We start from the raw sequence: 20,441 nt of genomic DNA on the forward strand, positions 1-20,441 counted from the left end.
CCAGCGCGCGCGCGAACGCATTGAGGCAACGCAAGACAGCGACCGGCGGTTCACTGCGCTGCATCACGCAGGCTGGGGCTCAAACCCCGACCGCGTCCGCACACACACCAACATCACCCAACATGCGGCACCGCGCAGCGCAGCTCGAACCGGCACGGGCCACCCCCGTTTTGGGCCCCGCAAGCCCGCTCCTCACAGACACAACCGGGCGACACCAGCGCCTGGTAAAGACGCGCAAAAACAGCGGCATGCCAGTGGCACAGACACCCCTCGCTGTGCTCCCCCCGGATCAACGGATTGTCTTCAATCTCGAACGTCCACGCATCGGGCACCTGCAGGCGGCCCGAGCCGACAAAGGTCCAGGCGTGCTTTTCAATGGCGCGCGACAGCAGCCGCGCCGCCGGGGCGGGCGGCAAAGTGTGCAGCACCCATTGCGCGGGCCGCGGAATGCGATGGGTCAGGATATAGTTCGCGGTCTCATACCCCGCGACGGTCGCCAGGCACGGGGCCAGATCGGGTTCTTCCTTGCGCAATTGCCGGTGCAGGCGCGCGGCATCGCCTTCGGGGATCATGCAACTGCCGTCCGGTACATCGAAAATACCCGCCGCCGCCAGCATCCGGTCCCGCCGCTCCGGCCCACCGATCCGGTCCAGCAGCGGCAGCAATTGCAGAACCGCGTTCGGCCCGATCAGGCCCCCGGGGCGCTGCGCATCCTCAGACATCCTCCATCTGCTGATCGCCGCCGCCACAGGCTTTGACCTGATCGGCCTCCCGCTTGCGCGCAATGGTCTGCGCCTTCACCGCCTCGCGCCGCTCCTTGGCACGCGCCGCGCGGTCGGCGCTCGCCTCCCAATCCTCCAGCTGCGCCTCGGCCACCTGCCGCGTCTCGTCAAAATGGAAATCGACGGTCTTCTTGGTCTGCGGCCCCCAATAGCCCGCCTTGCCCAGATCATAGAACGTCCTCTGGAACCCGGCCTTCAGGAACGCGTAAAGGCAGCCCAGCAGATACCGCCGCCGGAACCCCGTGCCGCGCCAAGGATAATGAAACAGCGCCTTGCGGCTATAGAACCGGCGATAATTGTTCATCACCCCGTCCAGCAATTCGCCCCGCTCCATCGCGGCGGGTTTCATGATGGGGGTGACGAAGTTGTATTTGGAAAAGTCGTAAATCTCGACCTGGTCCTTCAATTCCTGAAACAGCGGCGTGAACGGCCACGGCGTGTACATCGACCAGTTCGCCAGATCGGGCTGCCAGTCCCACGCCATCTTGTAGGTTTCCTCCAGCGTCTCGGGTGTCTCGTTATCAAGGCCGACGATGAATTGCGCCTCCACCAGAATATCCGCTTCGCGCAAAAGCCGGATGGCCGTCTTGTTCTCGTCGACCTTGGTTTCCTTGTTGAATACGTCCAGCTTCATCTGGGCTGCCGCTTCGGTCCCCAGCGACACATGGACAAGGCCCGCCTTGCGGTAAAACTTCAGCAGATCCTTGTCGCGGTAGATGTCCGTCACGCGGGTATTGATGCCCCATTTCACGCGCCTGGGCAGGCCCCGGTCGATCAATTCCTGACAGAAGGCCACGAATTTCTTCTTGTTGATCGTCGGCTCCTCGTCGGCGAGGATAAAGAACCCAACGCCATGATTGTCCACAAGGTCTTCGATCTCATCCACCACATCCTTGGGATCGCGCACGCGGTAGTCGCGCCAGAACTTCCACTGGCTGCAGAACGAACAGGTGAACGGGCAGCCGCGCGCGAGGTTCGGGATGGCAACGCGCGTGTTCAGCGGGATGTAGATGTATTTCGCCCAGTCCAGAACGGACCAGTCGGGCTTGATCTTGCTCAGGTCCTTGACCGTGCTGGCGGCTTGCGTGGCGACAATCTTGTCCCCATCGGCAAAGGCCAGGCCGCGGATCTTGTGACGGTCCGCGGGAAAGCGGCCGTCTTCGATGGCCAGCATCAGTTCGGTACAGATCTCCTCGCCCTCGCCCCGCACGATCACGTCGATCCACGGCGCTTCGGACAGGACCTGCTTGTACATGAATGTGGCGTGGACCCCGCCCATGGCACGCACCGCATCCGGCACCACGTCCTGCGCGATTTTCAGAACATCTTCGGCGCGGTAGATCGACGGCGTGATTGCCGTGACGCCAACCACGTCGGGCTTGATGGCCTCCATCCGCTGCGCCAGATCGGCATCCGTCAATTCATCCGTCATCGCGTCGATGAAGTGGATGTCGTCAAAGCCCGCCTGCCGCAGGTGCCCCGTCAGGTAGGCGACCCAGGCCGGTGGCCAGGTTCCCGCAATCTCGGCCCCGCCGGATCGGTAGTTCGGATGTACAAACAGAATGCGCATGTGCGGCCCTCCAATGTAAATCAGAGTTTACATTTTGGGCGTTTGCTTCATTGACCTGGATCAAAATGGTGCGTGTCGGGGGACGGCGCGCACGGATCGGTCTGACCGGTGGGCGCATGGGGCATGGCTCTCATCCCCGTTTGCGCGCCCGGCTCCCCAAGACGCGAGGACCGACCAGCTGGGCGCTCAACAAGGCCCAAAAGGTTAACAAATCGCGAACCGGCCGCTGTAACCCATTGATTTTGCAGGGTCGAAGATGCGTCCCAGCCTGGGACACTTACCGCGCCAGCGCCGCCGCCTCTTTGGCCAGCGCTTCAATCCCGGCCCAATCCCCGGCCCGAACCAAATCCTTGGGCGCCACCCAGGATCCCCCCGCACAGACCACATTCGGAAGGCTCAAATAGCTGTCCGCATTCCCCATGCTGACCCCACCCGTGGGGCAGAAAGAGATCTGCGGCAGAGGTGCCCCGATGGCCTTGAGGGCGGGCGCCCCACCCGACGCCTCGGCCGGGAAAAACTTGAGCATGTCATAGCCCCGCTCATAAAGCCCCATCGCCTCGGACGCCGTGGCAGCCCCCGGCAGCAGCGGCAAGTCCTCGGCCTCACAGGCCGCAATCAAAGCCTCCGTCGCCCCCGGCGAAACACCAAACTGCGCCCCCGCCTCCTTGGCCGCCTTCACATCATCCGGCGTCACCAGCGTCCCGGCGCCCACAACCCCGCCAGACACCTGCGCCATCGCCGCGATCACATCCAGCGCGGCAGGCGTCCGCAAGGTCACCTCCAATGCAGGCAACCCACCCGCCACCAAAGCCTCGGCCAGAGGCGCGGCATGGGCCACATCGTCCACCACCAGAACAGGCACGATCGGCGCCAGGTCACAGATTTCACGGGCGCGCACGGCAGCGGCTTTGGCGGTCAGCATTCTTCAAAAGTCTCCAAAAACGGTCGCGCCAGTATTGGCGGACCCAACAGTATTGCGGAAGGCATGGAACATGTCGCGTCCCACCCCCCAATGATTGTCCGAAAGATCAGCGGTCGCGCGCGGGCGGTCAAGCACGCCGTCGGCCAAAACCTCAAGCTGGCCTGCGACAGCATCGACGCGGATCACATCCCCATCCTGGACCTGCGCGATGACACCGCCATCCAGCGCCTCTGGACAGACATGGATGGCCGACGGCACCTTGCCCGACGCGCCGGACATGCGGCCATCGGTGACCAGCGCCACCTTCTGCCCGCGCCCCTGCATGATCCCCAGCAGAGGGGTCAAGCTGTGCAATTCCGGCATGCCGTTGGCCTTGGGGCCCTGAAAGCGGACCACAATGACAAAATCGCCGTCGGCAAATTCACCCGCCTTGAACGCGGCCTTCACTTGGTCCTGATCGTGGAAAACGCGGCACGGCGCCTCCACCACCCGGTGCTCGGGCGCAACGGCGGAGACCTTCATCACCCCCGTGCCCAGATTGCCGACCAGGCGGCTCAGACCACCCGTTTCCTGAAACGGGTCAGAGGCCGGGCGCACGATCTTGTCGTTCAGGCTTGTGCCCGCGCCGGGTTGCCAGGTCAGTTCACCGTCGATCAGCTTGGGTTCGTGCGTGTAGTTTTCCAGCCCCTCACCCGCGACTGTCTGTGTGTCGTCATGCAACAGACCGGCCTTCAGCAGCTCACCGATCATAAAGCCCAGACCACCCGCCGCGTGGAAATGGTTCACATCGGCCAGGCCGTTGGGATAAACGCGGGCAATCAGCGGGGTCACCTCGGACAGGTCGCAGAAATCCTCCCAATCCAGCACGATTCCGCCCGCACGCGCCATGGCGATCAAGTGGATCAGCAGGTTGGTGGACCCGCCGGTGGCGTTCAGCCCCACGATCCCGTTCACGAACGCCTTTTCATCCAAGATGTTGCACACAGGCGTGTAGTTGTTCCCGAGCGCCGACAGCGATAGCGCACGCTTGGCCCCCTCAACCGTCAGCGCATCGCGCAGTGGCGTGTTTGGATTGACGAAGGATGAGCCGGGCAGGTGCAGGCCCATGAACTCCATCAGCATCTGGTTGGTGTTGGCCGTGCCGTAGAATGTGCAAGTGCCCGGCCCGTGATACGCGGCCATTTCCGAGGCGAGCAACTCCTCGCGTGTGGCTTCTCCGGCGGCGAAGCGTTGGCGGACCTTGGCCTTTTCATCATTGGACAGGCCACTGGTCATCGGCCCTGCGGGCAGGAACACCGCAGGCATGTGGCCAAAGCTCTGCGCCGCGATGATCAGGCCGGGCACGATCTTGTCGCAAACGCCCAGAAACACGGCGGCATCGAAGACATTGTGAGACAGCGCCACACCGGTCGCCATCGCAATCACATCGCGGGAAAACAGGCTCAGTTCCATGCCCGCCTCGCCCTGCGTGACGCCATCGCACATGGCAGGCACGCCGCCCGCGACCTGTGCCGTGCCACCCGCCGCGCGCACAGCGTCGCGGATCAGCGTCGGATAGGTCTCGAACGGCTGGTGGGCCGACAGCATGTCATTATAGGCCGTCACGATCCCCAGATTGCCCACGCTCGCCTCAGCGAGCCGCGACTGATCCGGGCCAGCGGCAGCAAAGGCGTGGGCCTGCCCGCTGCACGACAGGTGCGCGCGGGCGGGGCCCTGGGATTTGGCGGCGGCCATGCGGTCAAGATAACGGCGACGGGTCGGGGCGCTGCGGTCGATGACCCGTTCAGTCACGCGCTGCAAAGTCGGGTGCAAGGGCATTGGGCTCTCCTTGTGCCTCGCTTCAATCAAAAGACATATAGGGTGTCCCCGCGGGGACAGTTCGGCTTTCGTGTATGATAGCGCTAACGGAATGGCAACGCGACATCCGCGCCACGTCGCCGCAGGAAAGTTGAAACGTCCGCTTTCAAAGGGGTGCAACACTACATATAGTGGCGCAAAATTCGCAAAGCGGATGTGCGGTTAGGGGGCAGTCATGGCGCATATCATCGTAGTCGGCAACGAAAAGGGCGGCGCCGGCAAATCGACCGTATCCATGCACGTGGCCACGGCCCTTGCGCGGGCTGGGAAAAAGGTCAGCGCGCTGGATCTGGACCTGCGGCAACGCACATTCGGGCGTTATGTTGAGAACCGGGCGTCGTTCCTGGCCTCCACCGAACTCGACCTGCCATCGCCCGATGTGCACGATTTGCCCGAAATTGACGCCGCCGCTCTGAAACCCGGCGAAAACGTCTATGATCACCGGCTGTCAGCGGCGGTCGCAACGCTTGAGCCAGACAACGATTTCATCCTGATCGACTGCCCCGGTTCGCATACGCGGCTCAGCCAGGTGGCGCATTCGCTGGCCGACACGCTGATCACGCCGCTCAATGACAGTTTCGTGGATTTCGACCTGCTGGCGCGGATCGATTCCTCGGGCGACAATATTCTTGGGCCGTCCGTCTATTCCGAAATGGTCTGGAACGCGCGGCAACTCAGGGCGCAGGCGGGCCTGAAACCCATCGACTGGATCGTGCTGCGCAACCGCATGGGCGCGCAACGGATGGTCAACAAGGAAAAGATGGAGCGCGCGATCAAGATGCTCGCCCAGCGCATCGGCTTCCGCATCGCGCCCGGCTTTTCCGAACGGGTGATCTTTCGCGAACTGTTCCCGCGTGGCCTGACCCTGCTGGATCTCAAGGATATCGGGGTCAAGCAACTCAACATCTCGAACGTGGCCGCACGGCAGGAATTGCGCGATCTGATCAAGGCGCTGAACCTGCCGGGGGTCGAGGTCGACTTTTAGACAGAATGCGTTAAGGTCCCGGTATTGAAAGAAATTCATTGCCGGAACCTACAATGCCAGAACTCTCCTCCGATCCGTTTATCCAGATCATCCGCTTTCGCGTTGTCGAAGGACAGGCCGAACCGCTGATGCAGGCGATCTTTGATCATCTGGATGATTGGATCAGCGGCTGCGACGGGTTTGTGTCGTCAAATTTCCACGTATCGGGCAGTGGCCTACACGTCATCAACTACGCCCAATGGCGGGACAAGACGGCGTTTGACGGCTTCCTGCACCACCCCCGCCAACCCGAGCTTGCCGATGCAATCGCGCAGCAACGCCCCGAACGGGTCGAGGCGGACAGTTTCGCATTGGTCCGGTCGGTCACAGCCTGACGGCGAGCCGCTCCAGAAGCCCGCGCAGCATCGCAACCTCTTGCCCTGACATGCCATCTGTCAGGGCGGCGTCATAGTCCGCCGCAATCGCCTTGAGGTCCTGATAGACGCGCTGCCCCGCCGATGTCAGCGTCAGGTATTCCACGCGGCGGTCCACCTCGGCCCGTGTCCGGGTGATGTAGCGGCGTTCGGCCAGTCGCTGCACGGCACGACTGATCTTGGTCTTGTGCATCTGCGCACGGGCGCCGATGTCACTGGCCGTCATCTGCCCGTAGATGCCCAGATGAAACAGCACGCGCCACTCGTTGCGCAGCATCCCGTACTTGTCCTTGTAGACCTTCTGGAATTCCAGGCTCGACGCCTCTGCCGCCTGGTTCAGCAGGTAAGGCAGGAACTGCCGCACGTCGAAGTCTTTGGGGGCTGTCATCCGGCACGTCGCTTGTTAGTTACAAATCTAACTATTACATATGCGACCAATTCCGCAAGGGAGTTCGCCATGAACCGCCAATCCGACCCCCATTCCATGATCCAGGCGCCCTCGGGCGCGGGCATCACAGAAGGGTACATGCCGGGCTTCGGCAATGATTTTGAAACCGAGGCCCTGCCGGGTGCCCTGCCCGAGGGCATGAACTCGCCGCAAAGGTGCAACTACGGCCTTTATGGCGAGCAACTGAGCGGCACGGCGTTCACAGACGTGCGGCACGAACGCACGTGGTGCTACCGCATCCGGCCCTCGGTCAAGCATTCAGGCCGATACCAGCGCATCGACCTGCCCTACTGGCACTCCGCCCCGCATATCCCGCAGGACGTCACCAGCCTGGGCCAATACCGTTGGGATCCGGTGCCGCACACCGATCAGGACCTGACGTGGCTCACCGGCATGCGCACCATGACCACGGCTGGCGATGTGAACACTCAGGTGGGCATGGCCAGCCACATCTACTTGGTCACCGCCTCAATGCAGGACGCCTATTTCTACTCCGCAGACAGCGAACTGCTGGTCGTCCCGCAGGAGGGGCGGCTGCGCTTTTGCACCGAACTGGGCATCATCGACGTCGCCCCGCAAGAGATCGCGATCCTGCCCCGCGGCCTCGTCTACCGCGTCGAAGTGCTGGACGGGCCCTGCCGCGGCTTTGTCTGCGAAAACTACGGCGCCAAGTTCGAACTGCCGGGCCGCGGCCCAATCGGCGCCAACTGCATGGCAAACCCCCGCGACTTCAAGGCGCCCGTCGCCGCATTCGAAGATCGCGAGGTGCCCTCAACCCTCACCATCAAGTGGTGCGGCCAGTTCCATGAGACCGCAATCGGCCATTCCCCGCTGGATGTGGTCGCCTGGCACGGCAACTATGCGCCGCTGAAATACGACCTGAAGACCTATTGCCCGGTGGGTGCAATCCTCTTCGATCACCCCGATCCGTCCATATTTACAGTGCTTACGGCCCCCTCGGGCCAGCCCGGCGTCGCCAATATCGACTTCGTTCTGTTCCGCGAACGCTGGATGGTGGCCGAAGACACGTTCCGCCCGCCGTGGTATCACAAGAACATCATGTCGGAGTTGATGGGCAATATTTACGGCCAATACGACGCGAAACCGAAAGGGTTCGTGCCGGGCGGCATGAGCCTGCACAATATGATGCTGCCGCACGGGCCGGACAAAAACGCGTTCGAGGGGGCCTCGAGTGCCGACCTCAAACCACAGAAACTCGACAACACCATGTCGTTCATGTTCGAAACCCGTTTCCCGCAGCACCTGACGCAATTCGCGGCGCAAGAGGCGCCGCTACAGGACGACTACATCGACTGCTGGACCGACATCGAAAAGAAATTTGACGGGAGCCCGGGCAAGAAATGATGGAATATCTTGGATACCTCATGGGTGCGTTCATCGTCTTCGTACTGGGCTTCATCCTCTGGGCCTGGTGGCAGAAATTCGTGAACAACCGCCCCGACCGCTACGGCAAGGCGCCGGGACATGACCTGCGCGGGGCCGAACGCGGGCAATGGCACCGGACAGACAAGACGTGATTGATCCCGGCCTGATCGTTCTTGTGGTCGTAGGGGGCATCTTTGCCATAGCAATATGGTCCTGGCGGACCAAGGCAGATCACAAGGCACCGCTCGACCATATAAAATCACAGCCCGGGCGTCGCCTCGACGGGATCGACAATGTGGGCGGCGACGGATCGTGATGGATTTTCTCGGCTCCGTATCCTGGCTGGGGTGGCTGCTGATCGCATTGGCGGGGGTCACCTTGTGGCAACTGCGCAGCATCGTGATGATGGCCCTGTTCGGAGACCGGTTGTCGCGCAACCGGATCACACGCGATGGGCGCGCACGGCCCAATCTCGATTCATTTGACGACTGATTTCTCACGCAGGATTTGCAAATGCCCCTGATCCACTCCTGGGTCACAAGCGCCAACAGCGCCGACACCGACTTTCCCCTGAACAACCTGCCCTACGGCGTCTTTTCTACTGACCAGCTCGACCCGCGCTGCGGCGTGGCCATCGGCGACATGATCCTCGACATGGGCCAGGCAGAGGCGCAAGGCATCATCGACCTGACGGATGAACCCCTGTTCGAACTGCCCTTCTGGAACGACCTGATGGAGCAGGGGCCCGCCGTCTGGACCGCCCTGCGCAACCGGCTGACCGCGCTGCTCTCCAAAGGGTCCAAGGATCAGCACCTGATCGAACCGCTGCTTTTGCCCGTGGCCGACGCCACCCTGCACATGCCGCTGGTCGTGTCAGAATTTACCGATTTCTACGCAGGGCGCCACCACGCGACCAATGTGGGCACCATGTTCCGCGGCCCGGAAAATGCGCTGCCGCCCAACTGGCTGCACATGCCCATCGGGTACAACGGGCGCGCCTCGTCGGTCGTCGTCTCGGGCACCGACATCCGCCGCCCCTGGGGGCAACTCAAATCCCCCGACCACGACACCCCGGCCTTCCTCCCCTCGCGCCGCTTCGATATGGAGCTTGAAATGGGGGCCATCGTCGGCATGGCCTCCGACGGACCGCTCACGGTTGATCAGGCTGACGCGGCAATCTTCGGCTACGTCCTGCTGAACGACTGGTCCGCGCGGGATATCCAGGCATGGGAATACCAACCGCTCGGCCCGTTCCAGGCCAAGGCAACGGCGACATCCATCAGCCCGTGGATCGTGACCAAGGCCGCGCTCGACCCCTTCCGCACATCCACCCCTGAACGCGAGGTCCCGCTCCTCGACCACCTCAAGGACACCGGGCCGATGCTCTACGACATCGACCTGACCGCCGCGCTCGCGCCCGAGGGCCAGACCCCAACAACCCTCACCCGCACAAACTACCGCGAAATGTACTACTCCGCCGCCCAGCAATTGGCGCATCACAGCACATCCGGCTGCCCCATGAACGTGGGCGACCTCCTGGGCTCCGGCACGATCTCGGGCCCCACGAAACCCGAACGCGGCAGCCTGCTGGAACTCAGTTGGGGCGGCAAGGACCCTCTGACACTGGACACGGGTGACACACGCACCTTCCTCGAGGACAGGGACACCGTCACACTCTCTGGACATGCACAAGGCGATGGCTACCGCATCGGATTTGGAACCTGCGCCGGTCGCATTATGTCCGCACATGCAACCCCATACCGCCCCTAGCTTCTTCTCTTTCCAAATACGGCGGGGTCTGGGGCAGCGCCCCAGTCCGCACGCGGCAAGGAAGGTCCACACATATGCCCAGTAAATACGGCCCCACCCGGAGCGACCTGATGTTCCGGTTCTGGTTCTCGCTGGCAGGACTTGCCATGCTGACCGGCGCGCTGATCTTTCGCGGCATGCCGCAACGGCCGGCCGGATGGGAGGCCATCGGCCTCGCCGCGATCTTCTTTGGCGGCACCTTCGCCTGGACGGTTTGGAAACTGATGCGCCGGGATCACAGCTAAGGCGCTGCCGCCCACACCTCGACCTCGACGGTAAACTCGGGCCGGGTAAATCCCGACACGATCATCAACGTCGAACTTGGCAGCACATCGCGCCCTGCCAGAAACGCATCCCGCGCCGCCATATACGGGGCCATATGGCTGCGGTCGGTGACATAGGCGCTGACATGGCAGACGTCCTGCGGCCCCATGCCCGCCTCGGCCAGAATGGCCGCGATGTTGGCAAAACAGATATCGGCCTGCGCCCGTGTCCCCGCGGGGACAGTGCCATCGCCCGACAGTCCCAACTGCCCGGACGTGCGTACCATGCGCCACCCGGCAGGCACTTCGACCCCATGAGAGTAGCGGGCAAAAGGCGGGGCAATGGATGGCGGCGCGAGGGGTTTCATGCCCTCCACTCTTGCGTGCAGACATGAAATTTGAAACCCTCCTTCTCACAGTGCTGGCACGGATTTTGTCTCAGGGGCCGCTGACATCCGCTTCCAAGACGGGAGAGACCTATGGACACGCGACCGTTTCGCCGAGGCACCAAGGCTCAAACATGCGCTCGGCTGATGCACTCAGAAACCGGTCGGCGCGCGTGAACGTCCTTGTCCCGCAATCGCTGGTCTCTGCCCCGAACAGTTTCGGCGGCGTGCCACATGACGATTGCCTGCACGGCATGCCTATCATCACCAACGGCAAACTGGCGGGCCTTGCCCCACCGACGGGTGCGCCGGACCGCATCGTCCTGCCGTGGCTTGTCGAGCCGCATTGCCACCTCGACAAGTGCCACACGATCAACCGGCTGGGCCAGGTCGGCGGCGATCTGCACCAGGCCATCGCGCGCCAATACGCCGACAAGATCCATTGGGACGAGGATGACCTGCGCCACCGTGCCACCCAAGGGTTGACCGAGGCGCAGAACAACGGCTGCACCCTGATCCGCAGCCATGTGGACTGGGCCGATGACCCGGCGCCACCGCTCGCGTGGTCCGTTCTGGTCGAACTGGCCGAGGATCACCCGGGCCTGCAGCTTGCAGCCCTCTCTGGGATCGAACTGTGGAGCTACCCCGAATTTGCCGGGACCGTCGGCGATGTCCTCTGCCTGACCGACGGTGTTGCGGGTGCCTTTGTCTACGACGACGCGCGGACACAAGCGGGGCTGGAAGCCATCTTTGCCGCCGCACAGAAACATGACCTGATGCTCGACTTTCACGTGGACGAAGGGCTTGGCGATCTGAACGGGCTGGAAATGATAGCCGACATGGCCCTGGAAACGGGCTTTGACCGCCCGATCCTCTGCGGGCATTGCGTCAGCCTGATGGACCGCAGCCCACGTGACGTCACCCGGATCGCGGACAAACTCGCGCGGGCGGGCATCACGGTCTGCACCCTGCCTGCCACCAACCTGTACCTGCAGGGGCGGACGGATGGCACGCCGGACCGGCGCGGGATCACCCGGCTGCGCGAGCTCAATGCCGCCGGCGTGCCGATTGTTTTCGGGTCCGACAACGTGGCCGATGCGTTCTGCCCGCTGGGTGCGCACGACCCGCGCGCAGCACTGGCACTGGCCTGCGTGACCGCACATCTGGATCCGCCGCTTGGCGACTGGCTGCCCGGTATCACCACCGACGCTGCCAGGGCGTTGGGGGAAATGCCGCGCATGGTGGATGATGCGGACCTGACCGTGCTTTTGACCTGTGACGTGACACACACTGCTGACCTCGTGTCCGGACGCACGCCCCTGCGCCCTGCGACGCAGACCCTTGGCCACGGGCCAAAGGGCGCTTTTAAACCCGAGAATGGCGCGCATTCGCAAAAAAGCAGTTGATTTGTGGAGTATTCAAATTCCTGCAACTTCGGATCACGGGGTTGACGCCATGCGCGTGATCGTTTGAACTCCGGGCGTCTCCCGCCACGGGGTGGCGACAAAAAAACGCAGGTCAACTGCAACACCGAAACGGTTGGGCACTCACCCCGGCCGACATGGCGTAAACACATGTTTGCGACGCCAACAGAGAGGAAGAACATGACATTCACAACACGCACCGGCAAGCCGCTGCCACAGGCCATCGTGGCCTCGGCGGCCAAGGTCGGCGACGATCTGATCAACCGCCGCGAATTCCTGGCCACGGCCAGCAGCTTCGGCGCCACCGCCGCTGTCGCCTACGGCATGCTGGGCCTGAGCGCCCCCGCCGCCAAGGCCGCAGGCCACCAGGAAGGTGGCACGCTCCGCTACCAGACCGAGGTCCGCGCACTCAAGGACCCCCGCACCTATGACTGGTCGCAGATCGCCAACTTCTCGCGCGGCTGGCTGGAATACCTCGTCACCTATGAAAACGACGGCACATTCCAGCCCTCGCTGCTGGAAAGCTGGGAAATCAACGACGATGCCACCGTCTACACCCTGAACCTGCGCCAAGGCGTCAAGTGGAACAACGGCGACGACTTCACCGCCGAGGACGTGGCCCGCAACATCACCGGCTGGTGCGACAAGGACCTCGAGGGCAACTCGATGGCTGGTCGCTTCAACACGCTGATCGACCCCGACACGAACCAGGCCATCGAAGGGGCCATCGAAGTGGTCGACACCCACACCGTGCGCCTGAACCTGCCCGCCTCCGACATCTCGCTGATCGCGGGCATGGCGGACTATCCGGCGGCCATCGTGCACAGCAGCTACACGGCTGACACCGCACTCAGCAATCCCATCGGCACCGGACCCTACCTGCCGGAATCGCTCGAAGTGGGCGTCAAGGGCGTGCTGGTCAAAAACACCGACCACACCTGGTGGGGCACGGACGTGTATGGCGGCCCCTACATGGACCGCATCGAATATATCGACTACGGCACCGATCCCGCCGCCTGGATGGCCGCGTCGGAAGCGGACGAAGTCGACATGAACTACTCGGTGGACGGCGACTTTGTCGACCTGATCGCCTCCATCGACGGCATGGTGCAGAACGACATCGTGACGGCGGCCACCATCGTGATCCGGCCCAACCAGCTGGCCGAGGTTGACGGCAAGCGCCCCTATGAAGACGAACGCGTGCGCCGCGCCATCACCATGGCGGTCGACAACGAAATCCTGCTTGAGCTTGGCGTCGGTGGCCGGGGCGAAGTGGCTGAAAACCACCATGTCGCACCCTTCCACCCGGAATATGCCGAACTGCCCGCGCAGCCCCACGATCCCGCAGGCGCCAAGGCCCTGATGGACGAGGCGGGCATGGGCGATTTCGAACATGAGCTGATCTCGATCGACGATGGCTATCGCAAGGACACCACCGACGCCGTGGCCGCGCAGCTCCGCGACGCAGGCATCAACGTCAAGCGGACGGTCCTGCCGGGCTCGACCTTCTGGAACGACTGGGCGAAGTATCCGTTCAGCTCGACCAACTGGAACCACCGCCCGCTGGGCGTCCAGATCTGGGCGCTGGCCTACCGTTCGGGCGAAGCCTGGAACGAGTTCGGTTGGGAAAGTGCCGAGTTCGACGAAAACCTGAAACAGGCGCTGGCCACAGCAGATGTCGAAGAACGCCGCAAGCTGATGGCCATCGGCCAGAAGATGATCCAGGACGCGGGCGTCACGATCCAGCCCTACTGGCGGTCGCTGACCAACCACACCAAGGAAGGTCTCGTGGGTGGTGAACACCACATCACCTACGAATTCCGCCCGGCGCAGGTCGCCTGGACCTGATCCAAACACCCATGATCGAAAAGGGCCGCCATTGAGCGGCCCTTTTTTATGAAAACCACCGAAACCAGGAGGGACCAATGGACCAGATGCTGATCGCCGCCCAGGCATTGACAACGGTCCTCCTGGCAGGCTGGCTGACGCTGGGCGTACGCGACAACATCCTCCACCCAGCGGTGAATGAAACCTACACCGCCGAAGTGCTGAACATGACGCGGATGCGGGAAGACTATCCAGAAGCATTCGCCCAAGTCGCCCACCGCGCTATCACGAACCGCAGGCTGCAACAGATCGCCTTTCGCATCATCGTCGCGGTCGAGCTTGTAGCCACACTCGTGCTTTGGGCCGGTGTGATCGGACTGATCTTGGGCCTGCTTGGCACCGGCAATCCCGACACCGGCCGCGCAGTGGCCATGGCCGGTGCCATGCTCTTCACCGCAATCTGGGCGGGCTTCCTGATCGTGGGCAATCACTTCTGCTACTGGTTCTGCCACGAAGGGGCGCAGAACACGCACTACCAGATGACACTCTGGGGAATCGGCACCATGATCCTGCTGGCTCTGTGACGGGTCGGCGGGCGGGGCGTCTTTGGCGCAGCCAAACAGCGTCCGCCTGGCGGCTCAGAGCGTCGCCAACCGCTCCGCCGGGAAATGCAGCTGCGCCACCGCAGCCTCCAGATCCGCACGCAACAAGGCACCGACATCGGCATGTAAGCGGGCAACAAGCTCTGCGCCCGGCAGCTCCACCCGGTCGGCCTTGGCAAACCACGCCTCTTCACAGATCAGATCCTCGATCAACGGATCAATGACCGCACCGCCGCCACCGGGATAGCGGTAAAACCCCCAACCGAACCGTTTGCCCAACCGCCCCTCAGCCACCATACGGGGCAGAACTGGCGTCACATCTGCACCTTCACGCACCGCCAGCACCTTGTCCAATCCAACCAGATCCTGCGCCTCGCATGGTCCTAGGCCGTATCCCCAGTCCACCAGCGCCTCATCCAGTTCCCACGGAGTCGTGTGACGATAGAGTAAGGTCTCACACGCCCGCCAAAATGCGTCCTGTAGCGGCACGATGGTGGCCGTCACGGGCCAAGCCCCTCAAGAAACCGATACTTGGCAATGATGGCCAGCAGTTCATTCAACGAGGTCGATACCGGCTTGGCCGCCGTATCCACCTGCGCCAACGCGCGCTCATAGGACGGCGTGCGGTTGTGCAACAACGCCTTGAGCTGGTCCATAGCCGCCGGGTTGCCCTCCATCGGGCGCAAATCCCCCTGCGCCCGCACACGGGCCATATGCTCACCGGGGCTCGTGCGCACCCAGATCGTGTGAAACCGCTCCAGCACCGTGTCATAGACGGCGGCGTCGCTCACGATCCCACCCGCGACGGCCAGGATCAGCTTGTCATGGCGACTCACCACCCGCGCAACGGCCTCCGCCTCCAGCGCGCGATAGCCATCCTGACCATAAAGCGCCATGACCTCCGACAGCGGCATGCCCGCCTCGGCCTCGATCTCCTCGTTCAACTCGACAAAGGGCACCTTCAGCTTGTCCGCGGCCATACGGCCCAGCGTGGACTTGCCCGCACCCCGAAGACCCACCAGACAGATCCGTTGCGCCCGCAAAGCCAGCGGATTCTGCGGCGCCAAAAGCGCACGCACACGACCCTGCACCTGCGCGGGTGCCGCCTGATACAGACGCGCGACGCGGGCCACATCCCCGTCCATGGGCGGCGCCTCGGACAGCAGATCCTCGATCCGCAGGTTCAGGGCCGTCGCGACACGCTCAAGAAGGATGATCGAGATATTGCCCTCCCCCGCCTCAAGTTGGGCAAGGTAACGCGGCGACACGCCAGAACGTTCCGACAGCGCACGCCGCGGCAGGCCAAGCGCATCGCGGGCCGCGCGGACCCGTGTGGCCAGGCGTGCAATCATAGGGATTGCGCCATCAGGTATGGGTTTCGGTGATGTCATGCGCACTTAATCTGTTCGTAACAAAAAGTTGTAGGGCGCAACCGCTCCAGTTCAACGGATCACGCGCCGCGAATATGGGGGATCAGCACATCCCGCAGCGCGGGCGGGGCAGGTTGGCTTTCAAATCTGTCGGCAATGACAAAGACGCAGGTGAATGTCCCTTCAAAGCGCAAAACCGTGTCCTGCCGCCCATCCACGCGGAAGGTCACGGACGTTTCGCCCAAGCGACTCGGCCACACGTCGCAGATCAACCGGTGGCGCGGGGTGACAGGGGCCCGAAAGTCCATGCTCATATGGACAAAGGGCGTTCCGATATTGTGGTCCAGTTCTAGCTGATACCAGCTATCGCCGCCCAGATGCGCCTCCCACCAGGCGTTGATGGCATCCAGCGCAAACCACGGCAGGCGTGCGGTATAGGCAATCTTCGCCGGGTCGCAATCGCCCCACGTGACGCGAATTTCGTGCGTGAAGGGCGTGCTCAAGCAGCCTGATCCGCGTCCATCAGTCCCATGATCCCCTGCACCCAGGGCAGGGCGATGTCCTCGGGCATGTCAAAGCCCGACGCGTCGTGAATGCCGCGCTCGCCCACCTGTGTCGCCCCTTGGGCCTTCATCATGTCGGCCAGCTTCATGGACCCGTGGGCGAACGTCTCGGCAAAGACCATGTCGCCCAGACCGAAAATGGCAAAACGAATGCCGTTCAGGTCCGGCTTGCCCTCAACCAAAGCCTCTTCAAACGGCAGCGCGGTCGAGGGCAGATCGCCATTGCCATATGTCGATGTCACGATGATATAGAACGTGTCCTTCTGCATCGCGGCGGGGTCCACATCGGCCAGGCTCTGGATGTCGCAGTCAAAGCCGTCGCCCAGCTCCGCCTCGATGTCTTCGCACAGCATTTCGGAATTGCCCGTCTCCGAGCCGTAGTAAATACCCACTTTCATTGATGTACCTTCCGTCAGTGACCCTGTTTCAATGACAGGTCGCAGCGTTGTCGCCGGAGTTATACAGCGCGCTCATCGCATCCTGCTCTTCGCGGGTGAGCATCATGTACAGCGCAAAGCACATTCCGGTGCATCCCTTGCACTCCAGCGCGCAAAAGGCGCGCTGGGGCGGGGGCGTTTCAACAACAGTCCTTTGAACCTGCATCGCGTTCATCCTCACGCCATGTGAAGTTTTACGTATTCAAAGTCACCTGGCTTGTTGTCGATCCCGACCTTGGGCGGGGCGATCCAACTGGCGTATTTGCCGGGCTCATAGCACGGCTTCATCAATGACTGAATAAAAGCACCATCTTCCTTGGTCGGCAACCATTCGTGCTGGCGGGCCTCCCAATCGGCGGAAGTGATGAAATCACCCTCCGGCGTGATCGGCTGGTTGGCAAACACGCCGATCTTCCGATGGAACCCTTCATGCGGCAGCTTCAACTCGAACTGAATGCCCGTGCGCGAAATCTGCTTGTTCCAACGGCGCAGGCCACCGCTGGCGTCGCGCACATAATCATCCCGCAAACGCATGTTGATCGCGGTCAGCGCCGGCACATCCTGCGTCACGATCTTGCCGTCCACGATGCTGGCCACGGCATAGGTGTCGCTCGTCAGCTTGTGATCGTCATCAATCCGCTGCTCCATATACCGGCCCTTGATGCCTGCGTTGAACGCATTGGCGGCGTTCGTGCTGACCTCCTGCCCAAACAGGTCAAGGCTCAGCGTATAGTGCAGGTTCAACTTCTTCTGGATCGTGGGCAGATCAATGGCCCCAAGATCGCGGATCTTCGCAATGTCATAGGGATCGTCAATCCCGTTCTCCTGCATCGCGGCCAGCGTCGCCTGGATGGTCCGCGTCACGCCCGTCTCGCCCACAAACATGTGGTGCGCTTCTTCGGTCAGCATGAAACGACACGTCCGGCTCAGCGGGTCAAAGCCTGACTGGGCCAACGACTCGAGCTGCATCTTCCCGTCACGGTCGGTGAAATAGGTGAACATGAAAAACGACAGCCAATCCGGCGTCTCCTCGTTGAACGCCCCCAGCATCCGTGGCGCATCCTCATTGCCCGAGGACCGAACCAGCATGTCATCCGCCTCTTCCCGCCCGTCCTTGCCGAAATATTTCTGCAGCAGATACACCATCGCCCACAGGTGCCGCCCCTCCTCGACATTCACCTGAAACAGGTTGCGCATGTCATAAAGCGACGGCGCCGTCAGACCCAGAAACCGCTGCTGCTCGACCGACCCCGGCTCCGTATCGCCCTGGATCACGATCAACCGCTTCAGCATGTTGCGATACTCACCCGGCACCTCCTGCCACGCAGGTTCGCCATAATGCTCGCCCATGGGAATGCGACGGTCTTCAACGGCAGGGGCCAGCAGAACGCCCCACCGATATTCCGGCATCTTCACATAGTCGAACTTCGCCCAGCCCTTGGGATCGACGCTCACAGCGGTGCGCAAATACACCATCGATTCCTGAAAATTCTGCGGGATCAGGTCGTTCCACCAGTTGATGTACCCAGGGTGCCATTTCTCCAGCGCCTTCAGCACCTTGCGGTCCTGGCTAAGCCCCACATTATTGGGGATTTGGGTGTCATAGCTGACGTTCATCACAGTCATGTCTTCATCTCCTCCGTTGCCGGTGGGCACATTGCCCACCAAACGCGCGGGTCACACCCGCTCCATGTTGAAATCACCGCGCACACCGGTCCCATACCGCTGCAACGCACCATCCTCGCCAACCGCATTGGGCCGGTTGAAAATCCAGTTCTGCCAGGCGGTGAGACGGCCAAAAATGCGCGTCTCCATCGTCTCCGGCCCGGCAAAGCGCAGGTTCGCCTCCATCCCGGTCATCGCATCGGGGGAGAAGCTGGCACGCTCCTCCAGGAAAATGCGGATTTCATCCTCCCAGTCGATATCGTCCAAAATCTCGGTGACCAGCCCGGCTTCATCGGCCTCTTCCGCCTCCAACGCCTCACCGATATGCGCGCGCAGCCCCTCTGCTGCATCGGTCCCATAAAACCGCGTCTGCAACCGTGTCAGATCATTGCCCATCGGATAGGCGCCAAAATTCCCGTCGCTCAGGGTGATGGCGGCGAGGGGCCGATTGTCGCCCTCGAACGCATCCTCCATCATATACGACCGATCCACAGCCCACAGCAGCTCGGCCAGGACCCCGGCAAAGCAACTCCCATGCTCCACCAACGCCACCAGCGAGCGTGATGTCACATCGAGCCGCTTCAACACCCGCTTCCAATAGTGCCGGATCTCATTGCACAGCCAGTGCTCCGGATGCGCCAAAACCAACGCCTCATGCGCCAACACCGCCTGCGGATCACCCTGCGACCGGATCACCCAAACCCCCGCCTCCATCTCATTCAGGCGCAGATGCAAAACCGCATCTTCCAACTCGCGCGCCAGCCGCAGGATGTAGGATCGGTCGCCCTCCGCCACCAACGCCTCAACGTCGGCGGGCGCATCCCCCTCCGGCCCTTTGATCAAAATTTCCGCCCGGCGCGCAGCGCGGTTCACAGTCACCTCCACCAGACCGTAAGACACTGACCCATGTTGCGAAATCGTCCGCTCAATCGGCCCAAACGCAATGCCCGCCGCCACATCCGCCTTGCCCGAGGCGGCTGCAAACTCCGCCGCCCGCTCTGCAACAACCTCGTCAAAGCGGGCATTCGGCACCGCCTCATCCACCAGCTTCCACTGCACAGCGCGCTTGCCCTTCACGCCCTCTTCGGTGGAACAGAACACATCCGCCCGATCCCGGCGCACCATCCGCTTGTCGGTCACGCGGGTCAGGCCCCCTGTGCCCGGCAGCACAGCCAACAAAGGCACCTCCGGCAGCGCGACCGAAGACGTCGAGTCATCCGTCAGCATGATGTGATTGCACGCCAGCGCCAGCTCATAGCCCCCACCGGCACAGGCACCCTGCACGGCGGCCACATATTTCTGCCCGCTCTCCGCCTCCGCCGCCTCATAGGCATTCCGCGTCTCATTCGTGAACTTGCAGAAGTTGACCTTGTGCGAATGCGCGGCCCCGCCCAGCATCCGAATATTGGCGCCCGCACAAAACACCCGATCCTTGGCCGACCGCATGACGACCACCTTCACCTCCGGATGCTCGAACCGCATCCGCTGGACCACATCGTTCAACTCGATATCGACGCCAAGGTCATAGGAATTCAGCTTCAGCTGATAGCCGTCGAACAGCCCGCCATCCTCGTCCACATCCATCCACAGCGTCGCCACCGGCCCGTCATAGTCCACCCGCCAATGCTTGTAGCGGCTGGGATCGGTGCGAAAGTCGATGATCTGGGTCATGAATCACATGGGCCTTGCAAGGTCGAAAGTGGCACTATGCTACACTGCACACGCTTCAAAA

The 20,441-nt window shown here is 62.5% G+C and carries 23 protein-coding genes; 11 read left to right on the forward strand and 12 right to left on the reverse strand.

Annotated elements, in window-relative coordinates; translation table 11 throughout:
* Positions 1–113: 113 nt before the first annotated feature.
* The 4 genes from bchJ to edd all read right to left on the reverse strand — a co-directional run bounded on the left by bchJ (position 114) and on the right by edd (position 5,092).
* Positions 114–722, reverse strand: coding sequence for a bacteriochlorophyll 4-vinyl reductase (gene bchJ / locus BWR18_RS14050; protein ID WP_076629102.1), 609 nt, complete (start codon positions 720–722; stop codon positions 114–116).
* The gene (gene bchE, locus BWR18_RS14055) at positions 715–2,352 is read right to left on the reverse strand and encodes a magnesium-protoporphyrin IX monomethyl ester anaerobic oxidative cyclase (protein WP_076629103.1); all 1,638 of its coding nucleotides are present in this window, start codon (positions 2,350–2,352) and stop codon (positions 715–717) included. The genes bchJ and bchE overlap by 8 nt, the downstream gene beginning before the upstream one ends.
* 277 nt (positions 2,353–2,629) lie before the next feature.
* Entirely contained in the window at positions 2,630–3,274 is a 645-nt protein-coding gene (gene eda / locus BWR18_RS14060; protein ID WP_076629104.1) for a bifunctional 4-hydroxy-2-oxoglutarate aldolase/2-dehydro-3-deoxy-phosphogluconate aldolase, read from the reverse strand.
* 3 nt (positions 3,275–3,277) lie between these two features.
* Positions 3,278–5,092: a phosphogluconate dehydratase gene (gene edd / locus BWR18_RS14065; RefSeq protein ID WP_076629105.1), complete on the reverse strand. Its 1,815-nt coding sequence runs from the start codon at positions 5,090–5,092 to the stop codon at positions 3,278–3,280.
* A gap of 214 nt (positions 5,093–5,306) precedes the next feature.
* On the opposite strand from edd, the gene BWR18_RS14070 reads away from it, so the two are divergent.
* On the forward strand, positions 5,307–6,116 hold the full coding sequence (locus BWR18_RS14070) for a division plane positioning ATPase MipZ (protein WP_076629106.1): 810 nt from the start codon (positions 5,307–5,309) through the stop codon (positions 6,114–6,116).
* A 53-nt stretch (positions 6,117–6,169) separates the two neighbouring features.
* Positions 6,170–6,490 (forward strand): antibiotic biosynthesis monooxygenase, encoded by a 321-nt coding sequence (locus tag BWR18_RS14075; protein ID WP_076629107.1) that lies wholly within the window; start codon positions 6,170–6,172, stop codon positions 6,488–6,490.
* Here BWR18_RS14075 and BWR18_RS14080 read toward each other — a convergent pair.
* Entirely contained in the window at positions 6,480–6,917 is a 438-nt protein-coding gene (locus tag BWR18_RS14080; protein WP_076629108.1) for a MarR family winged helix-turn-helix transcriptional regulator, read from the reverse strand. The genes BWR18_RS14075 and BWR18_RS14080 overlap by 11 nt on opposite strands.
* 69 nt (positions 6,918–6,986) lie before the next feature.
* Between BWR18_RS14080 and hmgA the strand changes: the two genes are divergently transcribed.
* From hmgA to BWR18_RS21730, 6 genes are all read left to right on the forward strand, one after another.
* The gene (hmgA, locus tag BWR18_RS14085) at positions 6,987–8,342 is read left to right on the forward strand and encodes a homogentisate 1,2-dioxygenase (RefSeq protein ID WP_076629109.1); all 1,356 of its coding nucleotides are present in this window, start codon (positions 6,987–6,989) and stop codon (positions 8,340–8,342) included.
* Positions 8,339–8,515 carry a hypothetical protein gene (locus BWR18_RS21715; protein WP_157598777.1) on the forward strand — a complete coding sequence of 59 codons (177 nt, stop codon included), beginning with the start codon at positions 8,339–8,341 and terminating at the stop codon, positions 8,513–8,515. Before hmgA ends, BWR18_RS21715 begins: the two co-directional genes overlap by 4 nt.
* Positions 8,491–8,679, forward strand: coding sequence for a hypothetical protein (locus tag BWR18_RS21720; protein ID WP_157598779.1), 189 nt, complete (start codon positions 8,491–8,493; stop codon positions 8,677–8,679). The genes BWR18_RS21715 and BWR18_RS21720 overlap by 25 nt, the downstream gene beginning before the upstream one ends.
* A complete protein-coding gene (locus BWR18_RS21725; RefSeq protein ID WP_172839391.1) occupies positions 8,679–8,855 on the forward strand; it encodes a hypothetical protein in 177 nt (58 codons plus the stop codon). The genes BWR18_RS21720 and BWR18_RS21725 overlap by 1 nt, the downstream gene beginning before the upstream one ends.
* A gap of 21 nt (positions 8,856–8,876) precedes the next feature.
* Complete coding sequence (gene fahA / locus BWR18_RS14090; RefSeq protein WP_076629110.1) at positions 8,877–10,133, forward strand: fumarylacetoacetase; 1,257 nt, start codon at positions 8,877–8,879, stop codon at positions 10,131–10,133.
* A 74-nt stretch (positions 10,134–10,207) separates the two neighbouring features.
* A complete protein-coding gene (locus BWR18_RS21730; protein ID WP_157598782.1) occupies positions 10,208–10,417 on the forward strand; it encodes a hypothetical protein in 210 nt (69 codons plus the stop codon).
* Here BWR18_RS21730 and BWR18_RS14095 read toward each other — a convergent pair.
* On the reverse strand, positions 10,414–10,803 hold the full coding sequence (locus tag BWR18_RS14095; protein ID WP_076629111.1) for a RidA family protein: 390 nt from the start codon (positions 10,801–10,803) through the stop codon (positions 10,414–10,416). The genes BWR18_RS21730 and BWR18_RS14095 overlap by 4 nt on opposite strands.
* Positions 10,804–10,955: 152 nt before the next feature.
* Between BWR18_RS14095 and BWR18_RS14100 the strand changes: the two genes are divergently transcribed.
* From BWR18_RS14100 to BWR18_RS14110, 3 genes are all read left to right on the forward strand, one after another.
* Positions 10,956–12,227 carry an amidohydrolase family protein gene (locus tag BWR18_RS14100; RefSeq protein ID WP_076629112.1) on the forward strand — a complete coding sequence of 424 codons (1,272 nt, stop codon included), beginning with the start codon at positions 10,956–10,958 and terminating at the stop codon, positions 12,225–12,227.
* Between the two features lie 198 nt (positions 12,228–12,425).
* The gene (locus BWR18_RS14105; RefSeq protein ID WP_076629113.1) at positions 12,426–14,093 is read left to right on the forward strand and encodes an ABC transporter substrate-binding protein; all 1,668 of its coding nucleotides are present in this window, start codon (positions 12,426–12,428) and stop codon (positions 14,091–14,093) included.
* Between the two features lie 77 nt (positions 14,094–14,170).
* Complete coding sequence (locus tag BWR18_RS14110) at positions 14,171–14,656, forward strand: DUF2165 family protein (protein WP_076629114.1); 486 nt, start codon at positions 14,171–14,173, stop codon at positions 14,654–14,656.
* A gap of 54 nt (positions 14,657–14,710) precedes the next feature.
* Here BWR18_RS14110 and BWR18_RS14115 read toward each other — a convergent pair whose 3' ends face one another.
* The 6 genes from BWR18_RS14115 to boxC form a co-directional block, all read right to left on the reverse strand.
* Positions 14,711–15,178, reverse strand: coding sequence for a 3-hydroxyacyl-CoA dehydrogenase family protein (locus BWR18_RS14115; RefSeq protein WP_076629115.1), 468 nt, complete (start codon positions 15,176–15,178; stop codon positions 14,711–14,713).
* The gene (locus BWR18_RS14120; RefSeq protein WP_254684865.1) at positions 15,175–16,026 is read right to left on the reverse strand and encodes a helix-turn-helix transcriptional regulator; all 852 of its coding nucleotides are present in this window, start codon (positions 16,024–16,026) and stop codon (positions 15,175–15,177) included. The genes BWR18_RS14115 and BWR18_RS14120 overlap by 4 nt, the downstream gene beginning before the upstream one ends.
* A 98-nt stretch (positions 16,027–16,124) precedes the next feature.
* Positions 16,125–16,547, reverse strand: coding sequence for an acyl-CoA thioesterase (locus BWR18_RS14125; protein WP_076629117.1), 423 nt, complete (start codon positions 16,545–16,547; stop codon positions 16,125–16,127).
* Positions 16,544–17,005: a flavodoxin domain-containing protein gene (locus BWR18_RS14130; RefSeq protein WP_076629118.1), complete on the reverse strand. Its 462-nt coding sequence runs from the start codon at positions 17,003–17,005 to the stop codon at positions 16,544–16,546. Before BWR18_RS14130 ends, BWR18_RS14125 begins: the two co-directional genes overlap by 4 nt.
* Before the next feature lie 216 nt (positions 17,006–17,221).
* Positions 17,222–18,670: a benzoyl-CoA 2,3-epoxidase subunit BoxB gene (boxB, locus tag BWR18_RS14140; RefSeq protein WP_216637300.1), complete on the reverse strand. Its 1,449-nt coding sequence runs from the start codon at positions 18,668–18,670 to the stop codon at positions 17,222–17,224.
* A gap of 51 nt (positions 18,671–18,721) precedes the next feature.
* Positions 18,722–20,380, reverse strand: coding sequence for a 2,3-epoxybenzoyl-CoA dihydrolase (gene boxC / locus BWR18_RS14145; RefSeq protein WP_076629120.1), 1,659 nt, complete (start codon positions 20,378–20,380; stop codon positions 18,722–18,724).
* Positions 20,381–20,441 lie beyond the last annotated feature (61 nt).

Source organism: Tateyamaria omphalii (assembly GCF_001969365.1).
Classification (GTDB): Bacteria; Pseudomonadota; Alphaproteobacteria; order Rhodobacterales; family Rhodobacteraceae; genus Tateyamaria; species Tateyamaria omphalii_A.